This window comes from Flavobacterium tiangeerense (assembly GCF_007830355.1).
Classification (GTDB): domain Bacteria; phylum Bacteroidota; class Bacteroidia; order Flavobacteriales; family Flavobacteriaceae; genus Flavobacterium; species Flavobacterium tiangeerense.
In genome coordinates this window covers 45,533-63,558 of sequence record NZ_VLKO01000010.1, presented here as the reverse complement: position 1 = coordinate 63,558, position 18,026 = coordinate 45,533, and the positions used below count along the sequence as shown (strand labels likewise).

The window sequence follows — 18,026 nt, the reverse complement described above, 5'->3', positions numbered from 1 at the left end:
TTACTATTTTAGTTAATAACTGCATAAATTTTTGTAATTTTGCGTGGTTTTTATTGCCAATAAATAAAGTAAATTACAATATGAAAGATAAGAGGATATTATATGTATCATCTGAAGTGGTGCCGTATCTCGCTGAAAACGAGGTCTCTTTAATGTCTTATGACGTTCCAAAAATGATTAATGATCAAGGTGGGCAAATAAGAATTTTTATGCCAAGGTATGGAAATATTAACGAGAGAAGACATCAATTGCACGAGGTAATTAGACTTTCGGGGATGAATTTGGTAGTAAATGATTTGGATATGCCCTTAATTATTAAGGTTGCATCGATACCAAAAGAGCGTATACAAGTTTATTTTATTGATAACGATGACTACTTTAAACGAAAAGCAACTTTTGCTGACGAAGAAGGTGTTATGTATCCTGATAATGATGAGCGCGCTATTTTCTTTGCAAAAGGTGTAGTAGAAACAGTAAAAAAACTCAACTGGGTTCCAGACATCATTCACGTTCATGGATGGTTAGCAGCGATGTTGCCTGTTTATATGAAGCATTTTTACAAAAACGAAGCTTTATTTTCAGAAACAAAGATTGTAACATCTGTGTACAGTCAGTCTTTTGATGGTACTCTTGATGTTGAAATGATCAATAAAGTAAAATTTGATGGTGTTCCAGAAGATGCAATAGCTGATCTTGAAATCCCTAACTACGAGAATATTATTAAAACCACCATAAAGCATTCTGATGCAGTGATTATTGCTTCTGATTCACTGACGCCAAGTTTAACAAAATTTATAGAATCTTCAGGAAAACCTTTTTTACCTTTCGCACCGAAAGATGCATTCGCCGAGGCGTATACAAATTTCTACATAAACGAAATGCTTTAAATTAACCCTTTTTAATACATATGATTAATAATTCTTTATTCAAGAAAGTTTTCCTTGGCTTAACTGTGATTTTTATGGCTTCATGCGATAAAGATTTCAATGAAATAGGTGGTGATTTATTAGGAGATAACAATTTTGAACTCAACAAACAATCGTTCGGCGTATCTGGCTACAATCAAAAAACGGGAGTTGTACAGTCTAATAATTTAGATGTAAACCCGCTAGGAATTTATAATAGTACCAATTTTGGTGAAACTACTGCCAATTTTAATACGCAACTTACACTAGCTGCTGTGGTAACCTCAGTTAGTACAAATCCTTATGTAGAAAGCGTGGTGTTAACGGTTCCTTATTTTGTTGATAATAATCAAACTAAAAATAATACCGATGGTTCTCGCACGTATGTATTAGATTCTATTTATGGGCCTGAAAAAGCCAAGATGAAGCTAAGTGTATATGAATCAGGTTTTTTTATGCGTGATGCCGATCCTAGCGGAGGTTTTCAGCAACAACAACGATATTTTTCAGATCAAAATGCAGACTTCGATAACTTTAAAAAACCAAATCGTTTAAACGATAGTTCAGAGAAAGCGCAAAACGATGAGTTTTTCTTTGATGCTACTGCAAAAAAGACAATAACTAAAGACACAGTTACAAAGGTTGAAACAACTACTTATGGTCCGCCTGAAATGCAATTGAATTTGAATAAAAGTTATTTTAAAACCCGAATTATTGATGCTATAAACTCAGGAAAATTAGCTAATAATGATGTTTTCAAAAATTATTTTAGAGGCTTGTATTTTAAAATTGAAAAAGCAGGAACTAGTCCAGGAAATCTAGCTATGCTTAATTTTAAAAGTGGTAAGATTACCATTAAATACAATGAGGATTTAGTCACTACAACAGGCGGAGTAACCACAACTACTCGTGTTAAAAAGACAATCGAACTTAACATGACGGGTAATACCGTTAGTTTATTGAGTAATGATTTTTCTACTAGTGGTTCTGCTTACAATAATTTGCCTTTTACTGGAAACACGACTACTGGTGATGATAAACTTTTCTTAAGAGGAGGAGAAGGTTCTCTTGCTGTAGTAGAACTTTTTGATAAAACCGATGTCAAAGGCTACACTGCATCGGGTACTCTTACGAGTGCAAACGGAATATCTGATCAGTTAGATGATTTAAGATTTCCTGCTGATGGGAAAAAGCTTTTGGTCAATGAAGCTAATTTAGTATTTCACATAGATGCTGCTACAATGGCTAGTGGTGTAGAACCTCAAAGAGTATATTTGTATGATTTTACAAACAACCGAGTGATGTTTGATTATGCTGTAGATGATTCTGGTAATACTTTGGATGCCAAGAAAGGAAAGATTATATATGGCGGTCAATTAGTTAAAGATGCTACAACAAAAAGAGGTGCTACTTACAAGATTAGAATTACAAACCATATTCGGAATTTAATCAACAACAAAGACTCTACTAATGTGAAACTTGGACTTGTTGTTACTGAGGATATTAATAAATCTACCTCATACAAAGTAAAATCAGCCAATTCATTTGTACGTGAAGTACCTACGGGATCAGTTATGAATCCATTAGGGACTGTTTTGTATGGAGGTAAAAGTACAGTGCCGGCAGATAAGAGATTGAAGTTTGAAATTTATTTTACAAAACCTAATTAAGAAAAAAATATGTGTGGAATCGTTGGATATATTGGATATAGAGAGGCTTACCCTATAGTAATTAAAGGACTAAAAAGATTAGAATATAGAGGTTATGATAGTGCTGGTGTCATGCTTTTTGATGGAGAAAATTTAAAAGTTTCAAAAACAAAAGGTAAAGTAGCAGATCTAGAACAAAAAGCATCTCAAGAAATAACCACCAACGGAAGTATAGGTATAGGGCACACTCGTTGGGCTACACATGGTGTTCCAAATGATGTAAATTCACATCCTCATCTTTCAAATTCAGGAGATTTAGCTATCGTCCATAATGGAATTATTGAAAATTATGCTCCGTTAAAAGCAGAGCTTTCAAAAAGAGGATACGTTTTTCATTCTGATACAGATACAGAAGTTTTAGTAAATTTGATTGAGGAAGTACAGAAAAAAGATAACTTAAAATTAGGAAAAGCAGTTCAAGTTGCTTTAAACCAAGTGGTAGGTGCTTATGCAATTGCTGTATTCGATAAGAAAAACCCAAATGAAATTGTTGCTGCCCGTTTAGGTAGTCCACTAGCTATTGGTGTGGGTGAAGGTGAATTTTTTGTTGCCTCAGATGCATCGCCATTTATAGAATTTACATCGAATGCTATTTATTTAGAAGACGGTGAAATGGCTAATATCAGGTTGCACAAGCCTATGAAAGTTCGTAAAATAAAAGATGATTCACTTGTAAATCCGACTATTCAAGAGCTCCAAATGAATTTAGAGCAAATTGAAAAAGGAGGTTATGATCACTTCATGATGAAAGAGATATATGAGCAACCTAACGTAATTAAAGATACTTATCGTGGTCGTTTGCATGCTAATGAAGGTTTGATTCAAATGGCAGGTATAGAGGATAACTTAGAGAAATTCTTAAACGCTGATCGTATTATTATTGTTGCTTGTGGTACTTCATGGCATGCAGGATTAGTAGCTGAATATATTTTTGAAGAATTTGCAAGAATACCTGTAGAGGTAGAATATGCATCTGAATTTAGATATAGAAACCCAATTATAAACAAAAAAGATATCGTTATTGCAATTTCACAGTCTGGTGAAACTGCCGATACAATGGCTGCTATAAAATTGGCGAAAGAAAATGGTGCTTTTGTCTTTGGAGTTTGTAATGTAGTGGGTTCTTCTATTTCAAGAGAAACTCACGCAGGTGCTTACACACATGCTGGTCCAGAAATTGGGGTTGCCTCTACCAAAGCGTTTACTACTCAAATTACTGTTTTAACAATGATTGCTTTGAGATTAGCAAAAGCCAAAGGAACATTGTCACACTCGGCGTTTCACGCATACTTAGAAGAGCTTGAAATTATACCTGAAAAAGTAAAAGAGGCTCTTGAAACGAATGCTAAAGCTCAAGAAATTGCAGCAGTGTTTAAAGATGCACCTAATTGTTTATACCTTGGTCGTGGCTATAATTTTCCAGTTGCACTAGAAGGAGCTTTAAAGTTAAAAGAGATTTCATACATTCATGCTGAAGGGTATCCTGCCGCTGAAATGAAACATGGACCTATCGCATTGATAGATGAGTCAATGCCGGTTATTGTTATTGCGCCAAAACAAGGTCATTATGACAAAATTGTAAGTAACATACAGGAAATTAAATCCCGTAGTGGAAGGATTATAGCAGTAGTTACAAAAGGGGATACGCAAGTTAGAGAATTAGCTGATTATGTGATTGAGATACCTGAAACATCAGACGCTTTATCGCCATTAATTACAACTATACCTTTACAATTGCTCTCCTATCATATTGCAGTAATGCGCGGTTGTAATGTGGATCAACCAAGAAATTTAGCAAAATCTGTTACTGTTGAATAAATAGTTTCTAATTCGATATAAGTTTAACCCCGAAATTAATTTTTCGGGGTTTTTTTATGGGCAATATTTTTTGTTTTATGATATGATATAAATTCTTTTAGCACTTGATTTTTCTGGTTTTTTACACTTTTACGAAATAGCTAAAAATTAAGATAATAATTGTGAAATATTCATTTTTTGTATGCATGCATAATGAAAACCTATTTTTAGACTATAAAAATTAACAGAATAGTAACAATAACAAAATGTGAATTAATCTTAATTCCATTAAAATATATGCTAAATATGAAATTTATTTGTTACTTTTTTAATAATATCAAAAATATTTGTACTTTGGCTATATAAACCAACAAATTATAGACCAATGAGAGTGTATTTACTTTTTTTGACATTGTTTTTTTGCAGCCTATCTTTTGCGCAAAGCACAATTTCAGGTGTTGTTACAGACAGTAACAGCCAGCCAATTCCTGGAGCCAACATCAAGGTTGTTGGAGAGTCTGCAGGAACCACAAGTGATGTAACAGGTGCATTTACCTTAAAAACAACAAAAAGAGCGCCCTTTGTTATAGAGGTGTCTACTGTTGGTTTCACTTCACAAAGAGTATCTATTACTTCAAGTAGCCAAAAGGTTGCTGTGAAATTACTAGATGAGGAGAACAAGCTTGATGAAATCGTAGTTTCTGCGTCTAGAACTCCGGAGCGCGTTCTTGAATCACCAGTTACTATTGAGAGAATGGGAATCGCTGAAATCAAGAAAACGGCTTCTCCGTCCTTTTACGATGGTTTAGAGAACATGAAAGAAGTTCAAATGAACACTTCAAGTATGTCTTTTAAGTCTATTAACACTAGAGGTTTTGCTACAGTAGCAAATACAAGATTTATGCAGTTAGTAGACGGTATGGATAACTCTTCACCATTATTAAACTTTGTTTTAGGAAACTTAATCGGTGTTTCTGAAATTGATGTGCAATCAGTGGAGTTGTTACCAGGAGCATCTTCTGCATTATATGGTGCCAATGCATTTAATGGTATATTATTCATGACTAGTAAAAGTCCATTTACTAGTGAAGGAATTCGAGCGTATGCTAAATTTGGTCAAACCAGCCAAAAAGCAGCCGGAACAAATGACTATGTAGACTATGGAGTTCGTATGGCTAAAGCTTTTAATAAGTATTTTGCTGCTAAAGCCAACTTTGCTTACATGCGAGGAACAGAATGGCATGCTGTAAATTATGATGATAAAACGGTAGCTGGTAGAGATAGAACTCATTACGGATATGATGGTATCAATGTTTATGGTGACGAAGTGTCAACTGTAATTCCTGCTCCTACTTTGCCAACTGATAAAGTTTCAAGAACAGGTTATAATGAGGTTGATCTAACTGACAACAAAGTTTCAAATACTAAAATAGATGCATCTTTGCATATTCGCCCTTTTGGTGACGAAAGATTAGAAGTAATAGTTCAAAGTAAATTTGGTTATGGTAATACTGTTTATCAAGGTGCTAACCGTTATTACCTGAATAACTTTTTCATGCAGCAGCATAAATTAGAATTCAAAGGAAAGAATTTCTTTTTGAGAGGATATACAACTACTGAGGATGGAGGTCAGTCCTATGACATGTTGTTTACGGGGATTAACATAAATCGTAAGTGGAAGTCGGATCAACAATGGTTTGGTGATTATGCCAATTCATATGTACAATCAACATTAGGTGGTATGTTGCCTGCAGATGCTCATAGAGCCGCTAGAGTAAAAGCAGATACAGGAAGATTCTTGCCGGGAAGTCCTGAATTTAAAAATGCATTCAATCAAGTAACAAACGAAGCGAGTGTTTTAACAGGATCAAAACTTGTTGATAATTCAAAGATTTATCACTCTGATGCCAATTATAATTTTAAAGATTTAATCAAATTTGCTGAAATTCAGGTCGGCGGTTCTTACAGAGAATATCAGTTAAATTCATTTGGTCGAATTTATACAGATGCTAATGGCCCTATAAAATATAATGAATACGGAGCGTACACGCAAGTGATGAAAAAAATGATTGACGATCGTTTGAAACTAACGGCTTCACTACGTTATGACAAAGCACAAAATTTTGTTGGGAATTATTCTCCTAGAGTTTCTGTTGTGTATTCTGCAGGACAAAACAAAAATCATAATTTTAGAGGGTCTTTTCAAACAGGTTTTAGAAACCCTTCTACACAAGATCAATACATCGGATTTAATGTTGGTAGTGCAATCTTGTTAGGTTCAGCGCCTGATAACTTGACTCGATTTGTAGAGACATTGCCTATTTCAGGAGCTGTAGGACAGGGATTTGCTGGCGGAAGTACAGTTACAATTAATGGTACTAACGCTTATAATAATTCCTTTACCGCTACTTCTGCAGCAGCTTTTGCGGCTGCACAAAATCCAGCATTGTTGCAAAAAACTACTGTTGGCTTAGTTAAACCAGAAGAGGTTAAAGCAATTGAATTGGGGTACCGTTCATTTATCAATAAAACTTCTATAGATTTAAATGGATATTATAATGTATATAATAATTTTATTGGAAACTTAAATGTAGTTACTCCGTTGTACGGAACAGCTATTGATGGTGGAGGACTTACAAGTGTAGCAGGTCAACAAGCTATCCATGCGCTTGCAAACGGAAATACTAGAGTTTTTCAATTGTATACCAACACATCTTTAGAAATAAAATCATTAGGTTTTGGTATAGGATTGTCTAGAAAAGTATATAAAGATTTTGAAGTAGGTGCTAACTACAACTATGCTGAGTTTGATTTTGATCAGTCTAAAGATGCTAGTTTTGAAGCAGGGTTCAATACTCCAAAACACAGAGTTAAGGCTTCTATTGGAAATGAGAAATTATTCAAAAATTTCGGATTTAATGTAAGCGGACGTTGGAACAGTGAATATTTATGGCAATCTTCTTTTGCTGATGGAACCATAGATGCTGCAACTGTAATTGATGCTCAATTGAATTATAACTTTCCTGCTTTGAAATCTACCCTAAAAGTAGGGGCTTCAAACATAGGAGGTAAAGAATATGGTCAGGTACTAGGAGCGGGTCTTATTGGACAACAGTATTTTGCCTCTTGGACAATCAACCCGTAAGGATTAAATTAACAGTAAAATCAAAGAACAATGATAAAAAATTTCAAATGGCTATTATTTGCTTCGCTAGCATTTGTAGCGTGTAATAATGAGGATGAAGTCGTAATAGACGCTAATTCTTCAAATGGAGAAGCCTTGACTGCTGGTACTGCAGTGGTTACTAAATATGTAGCGCTGGGAGATTCTTATGCCGCAGGTTTTAGTGATAATGCTTTATTTATTGAAGGACAAAAAGGTTCCTATGCTAACATTATGGCGCAGCAGTTTGCGTTAAAAGGTGGTGGAGAATTTAAGACGCCCTTAATGGCTGATAATATTGGTGGGTTTGCGGGTAGTACTACCTACGCTCCAAGATTATATTTCAACGGATCTGCACCCGCTTCTTTAGCATCGCCACCATTTAATAAAGCTTCAACTACTACTTTGTCGCCTTTAGGTGGTTCGTTCAACAACATGGGTATTCCTGGAGCAAAAAGTTATCATTTGGTGGCTCAGGGATATGGTAGCTCAGCTGGAAACCCATATTTTCTGCGTTTCGCATCTTCAACTTCTACAACGGTTGTCGCTGATGCAGTTGCTCAAGACCCTACCTTTTTCTCCTTGTGGATTGGAGGTAATGATGTTTTAGGTTATGCTACGTCTGGAGGAAGTGGGGTTAATAGAACTGGAAATTTAGATCCAAGAACCTATCTAAGCAATGATATTACAGATCCAACTGTTTTTGCTAGTGCTTACAACAATATCGTTAACGCAATGACGGCAAAGGGAGCGAAAGGTGTTGTGGCAAATTTACCATATGTAACGGCATTGCCTTATTTTACAACAGTTCCTTTTAATCCATTGACTGCATCAGTTTTAGGTCGTGGAAATGTTGCTGTTGGAACAGCTACTATTCAAGGTTTGAATCTGCAATTATACGGGCCATTAAAACAAGCTTTAACTGCATTTGGTGCTGGATCCAGGATAGAATTATTGTCTACTACTGCTGCAAACCCTTTGCTGATAGTTGATGAGAGTTTGCCAAATCTTTCTGCACAATTAACTTTAGCGTTTACTCCTACTTTAGGAGCTCAGACTGCTGCGTTCTACGGGCAAGTTTTTGGTCAAGCTAGACAGGCTACAAAAGAAGATCTTGTAGTATTAACGGCTCAATCTGTAATTGCATCTGCACCTGCAGGAGTTCCTGCGCCATTGAATGTTTTTGGTGTAACATATCCAATGCAAGATGTACATGTATTAACCAAAGCTGAAGTAGCTGAAGTGAAAGTAGCTACAGATGCTTATAATGCTACAATAAAATCTGTTGCTGATGCTAAAGGTTTGGCATTTGTTGAACTAAAATCAGTAACGGATCAGTTGGCAAATGGAGGTATAGTCTATAATAATTACCGAGTAACTTCGGCCTTTGTAACAGGTGGGATGTTCTCGTTAGATGGTGTGCATCCAAGTCCAAGAGGATATGCAATTATAGCTAATTTATTTACAGATGCTATAAATGCAAAATTTGGTTCAAATTTTAAAAACAAGGACGTAAGTTTGTATCGTATTTTATATCCAGCAACATTATAAATTCTTATTTAAAATGATATTTTAAAGACCACTTACGCTTTGTAAGTGGTCTTTCTTTTTTTTGAGAATAATGTTGTCATTTTTCTTTTTTTTAGTTGTTTCTGTGGGATCTACTAAAAATATCCATTTTTTCTAAAAAATAATTGATTTTATATTTTAAAAAATTATCTTTGCACACTGAAAAAAGCATTTAATCGATACGTTTCGATTGGAACTATTTCATAAACCTAAATAGCTATTTAATAAATACATAAGTAATGTCGAAAGTAATAGGAAAAGTTGCCCAGATCATTGGACCAGTAGTTGACGTAGTTTTCAACGGTAAGGATGTTGAACTTCCAAAAATTTATGATTCGTTAGAAATCACAAAAAAAGATGGTACTTTATTAGTACTTGAAGTACAATCTCACATTGGTGAAAACACGGTTCGTACCATTTCGATGGACTCAACAGATGGTTTGAGTAGAGGTTATGAAGTAGTTGGAACAGGAAATCCTATCCAAATGCCAATTGGAGCAGATGTTTATGGACGTTTGTTTAACGTAATTGGTGACGCTATTGACGGTTTGCCAGAATTACCTAAAACAGGTGAAAACGGAATGTCAATTCACCGTCAAGCACCTAAATTCGAAGACTTATCAACTTCTTCTGAAGTTTTATTCACGGGTATCAAAGTAATTGATTTGATTGAGCCTTACTCAAAAGGGGGTAAAATTGGATTGTTTGGTGGAGCTGGTGTTGGTAAAACAGTACTAATTCAGGAGTTGATTAACAATATTGCAAAAGGTCACGGTGGACTTTCAGTATTCGCAGGAGTAGGTGAAAGAACACGTGAAGGGAATGACTTGCTTCGTGAGATGTTAGAGTCAGGAATTATAAAATATGGTGATGAGTTCATGCATTCTATGGAAAATGGAGGATGGGATTTATCAAAAGTAGATTTACCTGGAATGAGGGAGTCTAAAGCGACTTTCGTTTTCGGACAAATGAATGAGCCTCCAGGAGCTCGTGCTCGTGTGGCACTTTCTGGATTATCTATCGCTGAGTATTTCCGTGATGGAGCAGGAACTGATCAAGGTAAAGATGTATTGTTCTTCGTGGATAATATCTTTCGTTTTACACAAGCAGGTTCTGAAGTGTCGGCACTTTTAGGTCGTATGCCATCTGCGGTAGGATACCAACCAACATTAGCTACAGAAATGGGAGCGATGCAAGAGCGTATCACATCTACAAACAAAGGGTCTATTACATCTGTACAAGCGGTTTACGTTCCTGCGGATGATTTAACAGATCCAGCTCCGGCTACAACTTTTGCTCACTTAGATGCAACAACAGTATTGTCTCGTAAAATTGCTGAGTTAGGTATTTATCCTGCGGTTGATCCATTGGATTCAACTTCAAGAATCCTTACTCCTCAAATCTTAGGTGATGAGCATTATGACTGCGCACAAAGAGTAAAAGAAATTTTACAAAAATACAAACAATTACAAGATATCATTGCGATCCTTGGTATGGAAGAGTTATCTGAAGAAGATAAGTTAGCCGTTTCGAGAGCGCGTCGTGTACAACGTTTCTTATCTCAACCTTTTCACGTTGCTGAGCAATTTACAGGGTTAAAAGGAGTTTTAGTTGATATCAAAGATACTATCAAAGGTTTTAATATGATTATTGATGGTGAATTAGATCACTTACCAGAATCAGCATTCAACCTTAAAGGTACCATTGAAGAAGCTATAGAAGCTGGAGAAAAAATGTTAGCGGAAGCATAAATTAAGATTCGGTGTTCAGTTTCAGTATTTTGTACTGAGACTGTTAACTGAGACTGTAAACTAAAAGATATGTTATTAGAAATAGTTTCACCAGAAGCAAAATTGTTCTCAGCAGAAGTTACCTCAGTAACGTTGCCAGGAGTTGATGGTAGTTTTCAAATATTGAATAATCACGCTCCAATAGTTTCTATTTTAGAAAAAGGACTTGTGAAAATTACAGCTTCAAATTTTAAATTTGCAAAAGAAGTTGCGGCTAAATTTACTATGGTAGATGCTCAAAACTATACTTTGGAAATTAACTCGGGTACCATTGAAATGAAAGACAATAAAGTAATTGTTTTAGTTGACTAAAATGATTTCAAAAAAAATAGAAAACCTCGCTACATGCGGGGTTTTTTTATACCCAATCCCAAATCATAATATGCCAAGTAATGTCTTTCTCCTGATATGTTTTTAAGGTTGTAAATCCTACAGCTTGATGTGCGTTTAACGATCTCGCATTTATGGACGCTACTTCGGTAATAAGACAGTCATACTGATAACTCAATTCATCTTTGTAAAAATGGTACAGTTTTTTAAAGATACCTAATCCTCGGTATTCTTTTGCAATACATATTTGTCCCATTATGATATAGTTTTTATAGCGCGGCACTAGGTTTTGAATTTCATCAAACAGTGGCTCTAAGGCTTTGATAGTGTCTTTAAAACTTGGTTTCATTACAAGTGCATAACCTATTACGGTATCATTTGCTTTCGCAATGCAGTGCGGACATGCATTATTCATTTGTTCCAATAATTCAAAAGTATGCTGAAGAGTAACAAAACCCTCTTTCTTTTTCTCCTCTGGAGATATATTATTGGATATATTTTGCTGTTGTAGGGCGATGATCTCTTGTAATTCTTTTGAAGTTGTTGCTCTTGTGAATTGAATATTTTTCATGGTCTTACGGTTTAATAGATAGTGCCCATGCAAGTTAAAGATAATAAAGTATGTTTTGTTTTATTGTTGATTTTTAGTGTATTGAATTTTAAATTTTTATAGGTTCTTTTATTTTTATTGGCGTTTATTTTAAATTTGCATCAAATGATTAAAATAAAATAGAATCGAAATCATAAAGAGTAGTTTACGATTTCGATTCTATTTTAAGTAGGAGCTTTTGAAAATTACATTATTTTCTTGACTCTCTTTGATCTATCTGCTATGTAGGAAACAAGCCAAGCTATTTGTCCTTCTTTACTGAAATATAATTTTTTATTTTTTACATCTGGAATGTTTTCTAGTAAGGTTATTAAAATATTGTTTCCAGAAATGAGGTGTTTTTGTGAGTATGTATTCAGTACTCTCTCTATTTCTTTATCAGTAGCTGCCATTTGCTTGTATCGGGTGTAATTGTTTTTGATAACTACATCGTAACTAATAACATCGTCCATAGTAAACTCGCAAAAATTTTCATCTGTTTTGTTCATGCTTAGAGTAAAGAAAGCCCAAACAGCACCACCAGAAAAATAGACAGAGCTTTTGTCCATAGCTTTTGGCTTAGAATTAAACATTGCTGTTGTTTGTGCACGTAACTCAGGCATATATTCAAAAGATTTTGAATTATAGTCGCTTATTTCCTCTGATTTTGTTTTTTTGTTTACAATTTCAGTTAGTGTGATAGAACCGTAATTTAAGCTTACAGGGAAAAATACAAATTCTTCCATGGCAGATACATCTACGTAACCTCCTTTTGTATTTCCTCCTCCGATATCTAGTACTAATGAGTTTTTGTATTTATTAGGTGGAATTAATCCTTTCATTAGCATTTTTCCTTCTTGGCTTGCATCAATAAAATCCAAGTCTTTTCCAGTTTCGGTTTTTATTCGACCTATTAAGTCCTTATGGTTTTTTGCCATTGCAACTCCAGAGGAACCTATTAAGAAAACATTTTCGCTTGGTACTTTGAATTCGGTTTCTATTGTTTTTAGGTTTTCTTTAACCACTTTGATTGTTTTAAGAATTTCTTCTTCTCCAAGATTTCCATTGATAGAAATGCCTTTTGCAATACCTACGTTTTCTGTCCAAAACTTTTTTACTTCATAATTCCCTCTCTTGATGTTGTCTACATCTAAAACAGAAACTTTCACTCCTTTACTACCAATTTCTATACCCGCATACAAATCTTTGTTGGATTGAGCAATCATGTTGTTTACGAACATGAAAACAACTATGGCAGTTGCTGTTTGTATTTTATTCTTCATAGAAGATATACTGTTAATATTCATTGCTGTTTATTTGAGTTTAATTTTATTTAAATTGTATTGATTTAAAATTTTCTTTTTGAAAATATGGTTTTTGTAATTAATGAATTATTGTGACAGACAAAATATTTAATATGACTTTATTTTAACAAAAAATTACAATTCGATGCAAATGTATAGGTTTAAATCTATTGGAGAATAGGTATGGTTAAATACTCGTTGAAGTAAAAAAATACTCGACAAAATACATCCTTAATTGAGCTGTTTGTTAATTATCATTAAGATAGTGTTTTCATTACAGTAGTAATCTTATTTATTAAGCAATGTGTGTAAGTTGATATTTAACTTATTTGCTTCATCGCTAAATAAGAAATTGAGGTTTAGTAAAATAAATGGGCTCAGGATTTTATTCGTCCTTTGTTGTCGTGTATTCAAAAACTGTAGTTGTGTAAATTTATTTTTTTTAATTCAAAAATGTAAATTGAGTTTTATAGTATTGGTGTATTCCATTTGATTTTAAAGCATGTAGTAATGAAAAAAAATATTACTTTTTTTGAGCCGTTTGGTAATTAGTAAGTTCATCATTTAGCAAATTATTTATAATAAACTAATTCACTTAAAATGCTTAATTTTGTGTTCTATGAAAAAAATTCCAGAGCATTTATCTCAAAAACTTGAAATTAGAAAGGAGCATAATGCCTTGCGCACATTACCTACGTTGCAAAGAGAAGTTGATTTTTCATCAAATGATTACTTGGGTTTTTCCCAATCAGAAATTATTTTTAACGAGACGCATCAGTATTTAATTAGCAACAAAATAATTCAAAACGGCGCTACGGGATCAAGATTAATTTCTGGAAATCACAAGCTTTATCAAACTACCGAGGATTTCATTGCTACTTTTCATCAAGCTGAAACAGCATTGCTTTTCAATTCAGGATATGATGCTAATCTTGGTTTTTTTGGTTCGGTACCGCAAAAGGGAGATTTAATTCTATACGATGAGTTGTGCCATGCCTCCATACGTGATGGGATTCAATTATCAAGAGCCAAGGCTTATAAATTCAATCACAATGATTTTGAAGATTTAGAAAAATTAATTCTACGAAATCCTAATACAGTTATTTATATCGTTACAGAATCAGTTTTTTCTATGGATGGGGATTGTCCTAATCTTGAAGAATTAATTTTGGTTGCAACCAAACACAATTGTTACGTAGTAATTGATGAAGCACATGCATTAGGTGTTTTTGGGGATAAAGGAGAAGGTTATGTGCAAATGCTTGGTTTGCAAGATCATGTTTTTGCCCGAATTATGACTTTCGGGAAAGGTTTGGGTTGTCACGGTGCGGCTATTTTAGGATCACAAAATTTACGGGATTATTTAGTAAACTTTGCCCGAAGTTTTATTTACACTACAGGACTTTCTCCACATGCTGTAGCGACCATTTTTATAGCGTACCAATGTTTGACAAACGATTCAGAGTCTATTGTTAAACTCAAAGAGAACATTGTACATTTCAATCAAGAAAAAAATCTCTTAGGATTAAAACCCCTCTTTGTTCGCAGTAAATCAGCAATTCAATCGGCTATTATTCCTGGGAATGAAAAAGTAAAAACGATTGCAAGTCAATTGCAAGAAAAGGGTTTTGATGTAAAAGCGATTCTTTCACCTACAGTTCCAGAAGGTCAAGAACGCCTTCGTTTTTGTTTACACAGTTATAATTCTACCCAAGAAATTTCGACTTTGATGCAGTGTATCTACTCACTTTTATAATTTAGTTTCATTTTTTTGAAACGTTTTGTAGATATAAATACTTACTTCATGTAACTAGATATACAAATAGAAAAAATGAAAAACGTAATTAGAACATCATTATCAGTACTTGCAATGCTTTTAATTTCGCAAGTAAGCATAGCGCAAAACAACAAAAAAGCAGCAATTCCAGAAAATGAAAACTCTTTATTATGGGAGATTTCAGGTAACGGAAATGCAAAACCGTCTTATCTTTATGGTACGGTACACATGATTTGCAATGATGATTATTTTCTTACTGATAAAACAAAAAAAGCGTTAAATAATGCCGAAAATTTGTTTCTTGAAATTGATTTGAATGATCCTAATGAAATGGCTTTTTTACAAAAATCTGCAATGGGTTCAGAGCCTTTAAGCAAAAAACTTACAGCTCAACAACTTGCAAATTTGGATACTATCTTAAAAGAAAAAACAGGTATGACTGTTCAACAGGTAGATAATTTTAGTTTGTTTACTGTAATGAGTTTGATTACCATGAAATCTTTTGGGTGTACCAATTTGAAATTCTACGAGATGGAACTATCAAGTATTGCTAAAGCGGGGAATAAAAAATTAGGAGGATTAGAAACGGGTGAGGCGCAAATGCAATTCATGGGTAAAGCCTATAATGATGACCAAATGATTGCTATGTTAAAGGAATCAAAACTTGAAGATACCCAGAAAATGGTCCAATCTTATAAAGATGAAAACTTAGTAGAATTGTACAAACAAATTACAGACCCTAAATTTTTAGATGAAAACTCAAAAAAATGGTTGCTTGAAGAACGGAATACTAATTGGGTTGAGAAAATGCCAGGTATTATGAAAGATAAAAGTTCATTCTTTGCAGTAGGAGCAGGGCATTTGTTAGGTGAAAAAGGAGTGATCAACTTGCTAAAAAAAGCAGGATATACTGTTAAACCGATATTGAACTAAAATTTAATTTAAATCGAATACTAATTTTTAGATTAGAAAAACAAAAATTATGATTTTCAATTTTTTGTGTTAATATAAGAGTTGAATGCTTACCATCAATCTATGATAAGTGTTATAAGATTTAAAAGAATATTAGAAATAAGCCCATCTTTATGATGGGTTTTCTATTTTTGTACAAATTCATAAATCATGAAACTATTTATAACAGGAATAGGAACCGATGTAGGTAAAACTATTGCAGCAGCTATTATTACAGAGGCGCTTGAGGCTGATTATTGGAAGCCCATTCAAGCCGGAGATTTAGACCATTCAGACAGTCATAAAGTAAAATCCTTTCTGTCAAATTCTAAAACAAGACTTCACCCCAATGCTTATGCCTTAAAAACTCCAGCAAGTCCGCATTATGCCGCAGCTTGTGATGGTGTTGTAATTGATTTACAAAAAATAGTTGAACCAAAAACTGATAATCACCTTGTGGTAGAAGGTGCAGGTGGTGTATTTGTACCAATAAATGATACAGAGTGTGTGATAGATTTGATTCAGCCTGACTATAAAGTCATTGTAGTTTCTAGACACTACTTGGGGAGTATCAATCACACATTGTTAACGATTGAAGCGCTTCAAAACAGGAAAATTGAAGTGGCGGGAATTCTGTTTTCGGGTGATGAGAACAAAGCTACCGAAACCATTATCCTTTCTAAAACAGGTTTAAACTGTATTGGGAGAATTGAGCAAGAACCTTATTTTGATCAAAATGTAATTAAAGAATACGCTGACAGGTTCAGGGAAAAGCTATTGAGTTTGTAACATTTTTGTAAAACACGTTGCCTTCTCTATGTATCTTTGCGAAATATATTATTTGAAATGACATTAACTGAAAGAGACCAAAAACATCTTTGGCATCCTTACACACAACATAAAACAGCTGCAGTTCCTATTGCTATCAAAAGAGGAAAAGGAGCTTTGCTTTGGGACGAAAATAACAAAGAATACATCGATGCTATTGCCTCATGGTGGGTGAATCCTTATGGACATAGTAATACATTTATTGCCGATGCTATTTACAAGCAATTAACAACTCTAGAACATGTTCTTTTTGGCGGTTTTACTCATGAACCCGCCATTATTTTAGGGGAAAAGTTACTTGAGATTTTGCCGAAAAATCAACAAAAAGTATTCTTTTCAGATAACGGCTCTACTGCTGTTGAAGTTGGTATCAAAGTAGCGTTGCAATATTTTTTTAACAAAGGAGAGCAACGTACTACGATCGTTGCATTTGAAAATGCGTTTCATGGTGATACTTTTGCAGCGATGGCTGCTAGCGGAATTTCATTTTACACTCAAGCATTTGAAGGAATGTTTATTGATGTAGTGAGAATTCCTGTGCCCATTCCCGGAAAAGAGGAAGAAAGTTACCAAGCTTTACGCGAGCATCTAAAAAATAACAAGTGTGCCGCTTTTATCTTTGAACCTTTAGTGCAAGGTGCTGCGGGAATGGTGATGTATGAACCGGAAACACTAGATGTATTGTTGCAAATTTGTAATGAAAGCCAGGTTTTGACCATTGCTGATGAAGTCATGACTGGTTTTGGAAAAACAGGTAAAAACTTCGCAATGGATTATGTGGTAACAAAACCAGATATCATGTGCTTGTCTAAGGCGCTGACTGGAGGTACCATTCCTATGGCAATAACAACTTTTACACAAGATATCTTCGAAGCTTTTTATGATGATGATATTAATAAGGCATTGTTTCACGGACACACCTTTACAGCAAATCCTACGGGTTGTGCGGCTGCTCTAGCCAGTTTAGAGTTGTTAAATACTCCCGAGATGCAAGCTAATTTGGTTCGGGTAAATCAAAATCATTTGGATTTTCAAAGTAAAATCAAGAGACACTCTAAGGTAACAACTACGCGAGTCTTGGGAACTATATTTGCTTTAGAAATCAAAACAGAGGGTGAAGCTAGTTACTATGGATCATTGCGAAACAAACTATATGATTTTTTTATTGAAAATGGTGTGATTTTAAGACCTGTTGGGAATATTGTTTACATTTTGCCTCCATACATCATCACTGATGATCAGTTGCAAAAAATTTATCAAGTAGTAGAAGAGGTCTTAGAAATAGTATAAGTTCTTGAAGAATTTTTTTCTTAA

The 18,026-nt window shown here is 34.3% G+C and carries 13 protein-coding genes; 11 read left to right on the top strand and 2 right to left on the bottom strand.

Annotated elements, in window-relative coordinates; genetic code table 11:
- Positions 1 to 80: 80 nt before the first annotated feature.
- The 7 genes from IQ05_RS12415 to IQ05_RS12385 all read left to right on the top strand — a co-directional run bounded on the left by IQ05_RS12415 (position 81) and on the right by IQ05_RS12385 (position 11,245).
- A complete protein-coding gene (locus IQ05_RS12415; protein WP_086453098.1) occupies positions 81 to 887 on the top strand; it encodes a glycogen/starch synthase in 807 nt (268 codons plus the stop codon).
- 20 nt (positions 888 to 907) lie between these two features.
- Positions 908 to 2,575 (top strand): DUF4270 domain-containing protein, encoded by a 1,668-nt coding sequence (locus IQ05_RS12410; protein ID WP_144893414.1) that lies wholly within the window; start codon positions 908 to 910, stop codon positions 2,573 to 2,575.
- 9 nt (positions 2,576 to 2,584) lie between these two features.
- Complete coding sequence (gene glmS / locus IQ05_RS12405; protein ID WP_144893412.1) at positions 2,585 to 4,432, top strand: glutamine--fructose-6-phosphate transaminase (isomerizing); 1,848 nt, start codon at positions 2,585 to 2,587, stop codon at positions 4,430 to 4,432.
- Between the two features lie 364 nt (positions 4,433 to 4,796).
- Positions 4,797 to 7,556 (top strand): TonB-dependent receptor domain-containing protein, encoded by a 2,760-nt coding sequence (locus IQ05_RS12400; protein ID WP_144893410.1) that lies wholly within the window; start codon positions 4,797 to 4,799, stop codon positions 7,554 to 7,556.
- Between the two features lie 30 nt (positions 7,557 to 7,586).
- Positions 7,587 to 9,125 (top strand): SGNH/GDSL hydrolase family protein, encoded by a 1,539-nt coding sequence (locus IQ05_RS12395; protein ID WP_144893408.1) that lies wholly within the window; start codon positions 7,587 to 7,589, stop codon positions 9,123 to 9,125.
- A gap of 257 nt (positions 9,126 to 9,382) precedes the next feature.
- Positions 9,383 to 10,894: a F0F1 ATP synthase subunit beta gene (gene atpD, locus IQ05_RS12390; RefSeq protein ID WP_086454109.1), complete on the top strand. Its 1,512-nt coding sequence runs from the start codon at positions 9,383 to 9,385 to the stop codon at positions 10,892 to 10,894.
- Positions 10,895 to 10,963: 69 nt separating this feature from the next.
- Entirely contained in the window at positions 10,964 to 11,245 is a 282-nt protein-coding gene (locus IQ05_RS12385; protein WP_144893406.1) for a F0F1 ATP synthase subunit epsilon, read from the top strand.
- A gap of 46 nt (positions 11,246 to 11,291) precedes the next feature.
- Here the strand turns inward: IQ05_RS12385 and IQ05_RS12380 are convergent, their stop codons facing one another.
- Together IQ05_RS12380 and IQ05_RS12375 are read right to left on the bottom strand one after the other, a co-directional pair.
- The gene (locus IQ05_RS12380) at positions 11,292 to 11,834 is read right to left on the bottom strand and encodes a GNAT family N-acetyltransferase (RefSeq protein ID WP_144893404.1); all 543 of its coding nucleotides are present in this window, start codon (positions 11,832 to 11,834) and stop codon (positions 11,292 to 11,294) included.
- Between the two features lie 224 nt (positions 11,835 to 12,058).
- Complete coding sequence (locus tag IQ05_RS12375) at positions 12,059 to 13,159, bottom strand: Ppx/GppA phosphatase family protein (protein ID WP_244289572.1); 1,101 nt, start codon at positions 13,157 to 13,159, stop codon at positions 12,059 to 12,061.
- Positions 13,160 to 13,775: 616 nt separating this feature from the next.
- On the opposite strand from IQ05_RS12375, the gene IQ05_RS12370 reads away from it, so the two are divergent.
- The 4 genes from IQ05_RS12370 to bioA all read left to right on the top strand — a co-directional run bounded on the left by IQ05_RS12370 (position 13,776) and on the right by bioA (position 18,002).
- Entirely contained in the window at positions 13,776 to 14,912 is a 1,137-nt protein-coding gene (locus tag IQ05_RS12370; RefSeq protein ID WP_144893400.1) for an aminotransferase class I/II-fold pyridoxal phosphate-dependent enzyme, read from the top strand.
- A 75-nt stretch (positions 14,913 to 14,987) separates the two neighbouring features.
- Positions 14,988 to 15,866 (top strand): TraB/GumN family protein, encoded by an 879-nt coding sequence (locus IQ05_RS12365; RefSeq protein ID WP_144893398.1) that lies wholly within the window; start codon positions 14,988 to 14,990, stop codon positions 15,864 to 15,866.
- Between the two features lie 189 nt (positions 15,867 to 16,055).
- Positions 16,056 to 16,673, top strand: a complete 618-nt coding sequence (gene bioD / locus IQ05_RS12360) for a dethiobiotin synthase (protein WP_144893396.1) — start codon at positions 16,056 to 16,058, stop codon at positions 16,671 to 16,673.
- A 57-nt stretch (positions 16,674 to 16,730) separates the two neighbouring features.
- Positions 16,731 to 18,002, top strand: coding sequence for an adenosylmethionine--8-amino-7-oxononanoate transaminase (bioA, locus tag IQ05_RS12355; protein WP_144893394.1), 1,272 nt, complete (start codon positions 16,731 to 16,733; stop codon positions 18,000 to 18,002).
- Positions 18,003 to 18,026 lie beyond the last annotated feature (24 nt).

Coding starts and splice junctions, on each gene's coding strand:
- IQ05_RS12415 (WP_086453098.1), top strand. CDS start 81: ATGAAAGATAAGAGGATATTATATGTATCATCTGAAGTGGTGCCGTAT.
- IQ05_RS12410 (WP_144893414.1), top strand. CDS start 908: ATGATTAATAATTCTTTATTCAAGAAAGTTTTCCTTGGCTTAACTGTG.
- glmS (WP_144893412.1), top strand. CDS start 2,585: ATGTGTGGAATCGTTGGATATATTGGATATAGAGAGGCTTACCCTATA.
- IQ05_RS12400 (WP_144893410.1), top strand. CDS start 4,797: ATGAGAGTGTATTTACTTTTTTTGACATTGTTTTTTTGCAGCCTATCT.
- IQ05_RS12395 (WP_144893408.1), top strand. CDS start 7,587: ATGATAAAAAATTTCAAATGGCTATTATTTGCTTCGCTAGCATTTGTA.
- atpD (WP_086454109.1), top strand. CDS start 9,383: ATGTCGAAAGTAATAGGAAAAGTTGCCCAGATCATTGGACCAGTAGTT.
- IQ05_RS12385 (WP_144893406.1), top strand. CDS start 10,964: ATGTTATTAGAAATAGTTTCACCAGAAGCAAAATTGTTCTCAGCAGAA.
- IQ05_RS12380 (WP_144893404.1), bottom strand. CDS start 11,834: ATGAAAAATATTCAATTCACAAGAGCAACAACTTCAAAAGAATTACAA.
- IQ05_RS12375 (WP_244289572.1), bottom strand. CDS start 13,159: ATGAATATTAACAGTATATCTTCTATGAAGAATAAAATACAAACAGCA.
- IQ05_RS12370 (WP_144893400.1), top strand. CDS start 13,776: ATGAAAAAAATTCCAGAGCATTTATCTCAAAAACTTGAAATTAGAAAG.
- IQ05_RS12365 (WP_144893398.1), top strand. CDS start 14,988: ATGAAAAACGTAATTAGAACATCATTATCAGTACTTGCAATGCTTTTA.
- bioD (WP_144893396.1), top strand. CDS start 16,056: ATGAAACTATTTATAACAGGAATAGGAACCGATGTAGGTAAAACTATT.
- bioA (WP_144893394.1), top strand. CDS start 16,731: ATGACATTAACTGAAAGAGACCAAAAACATCTTTGGCATCCTTACACA.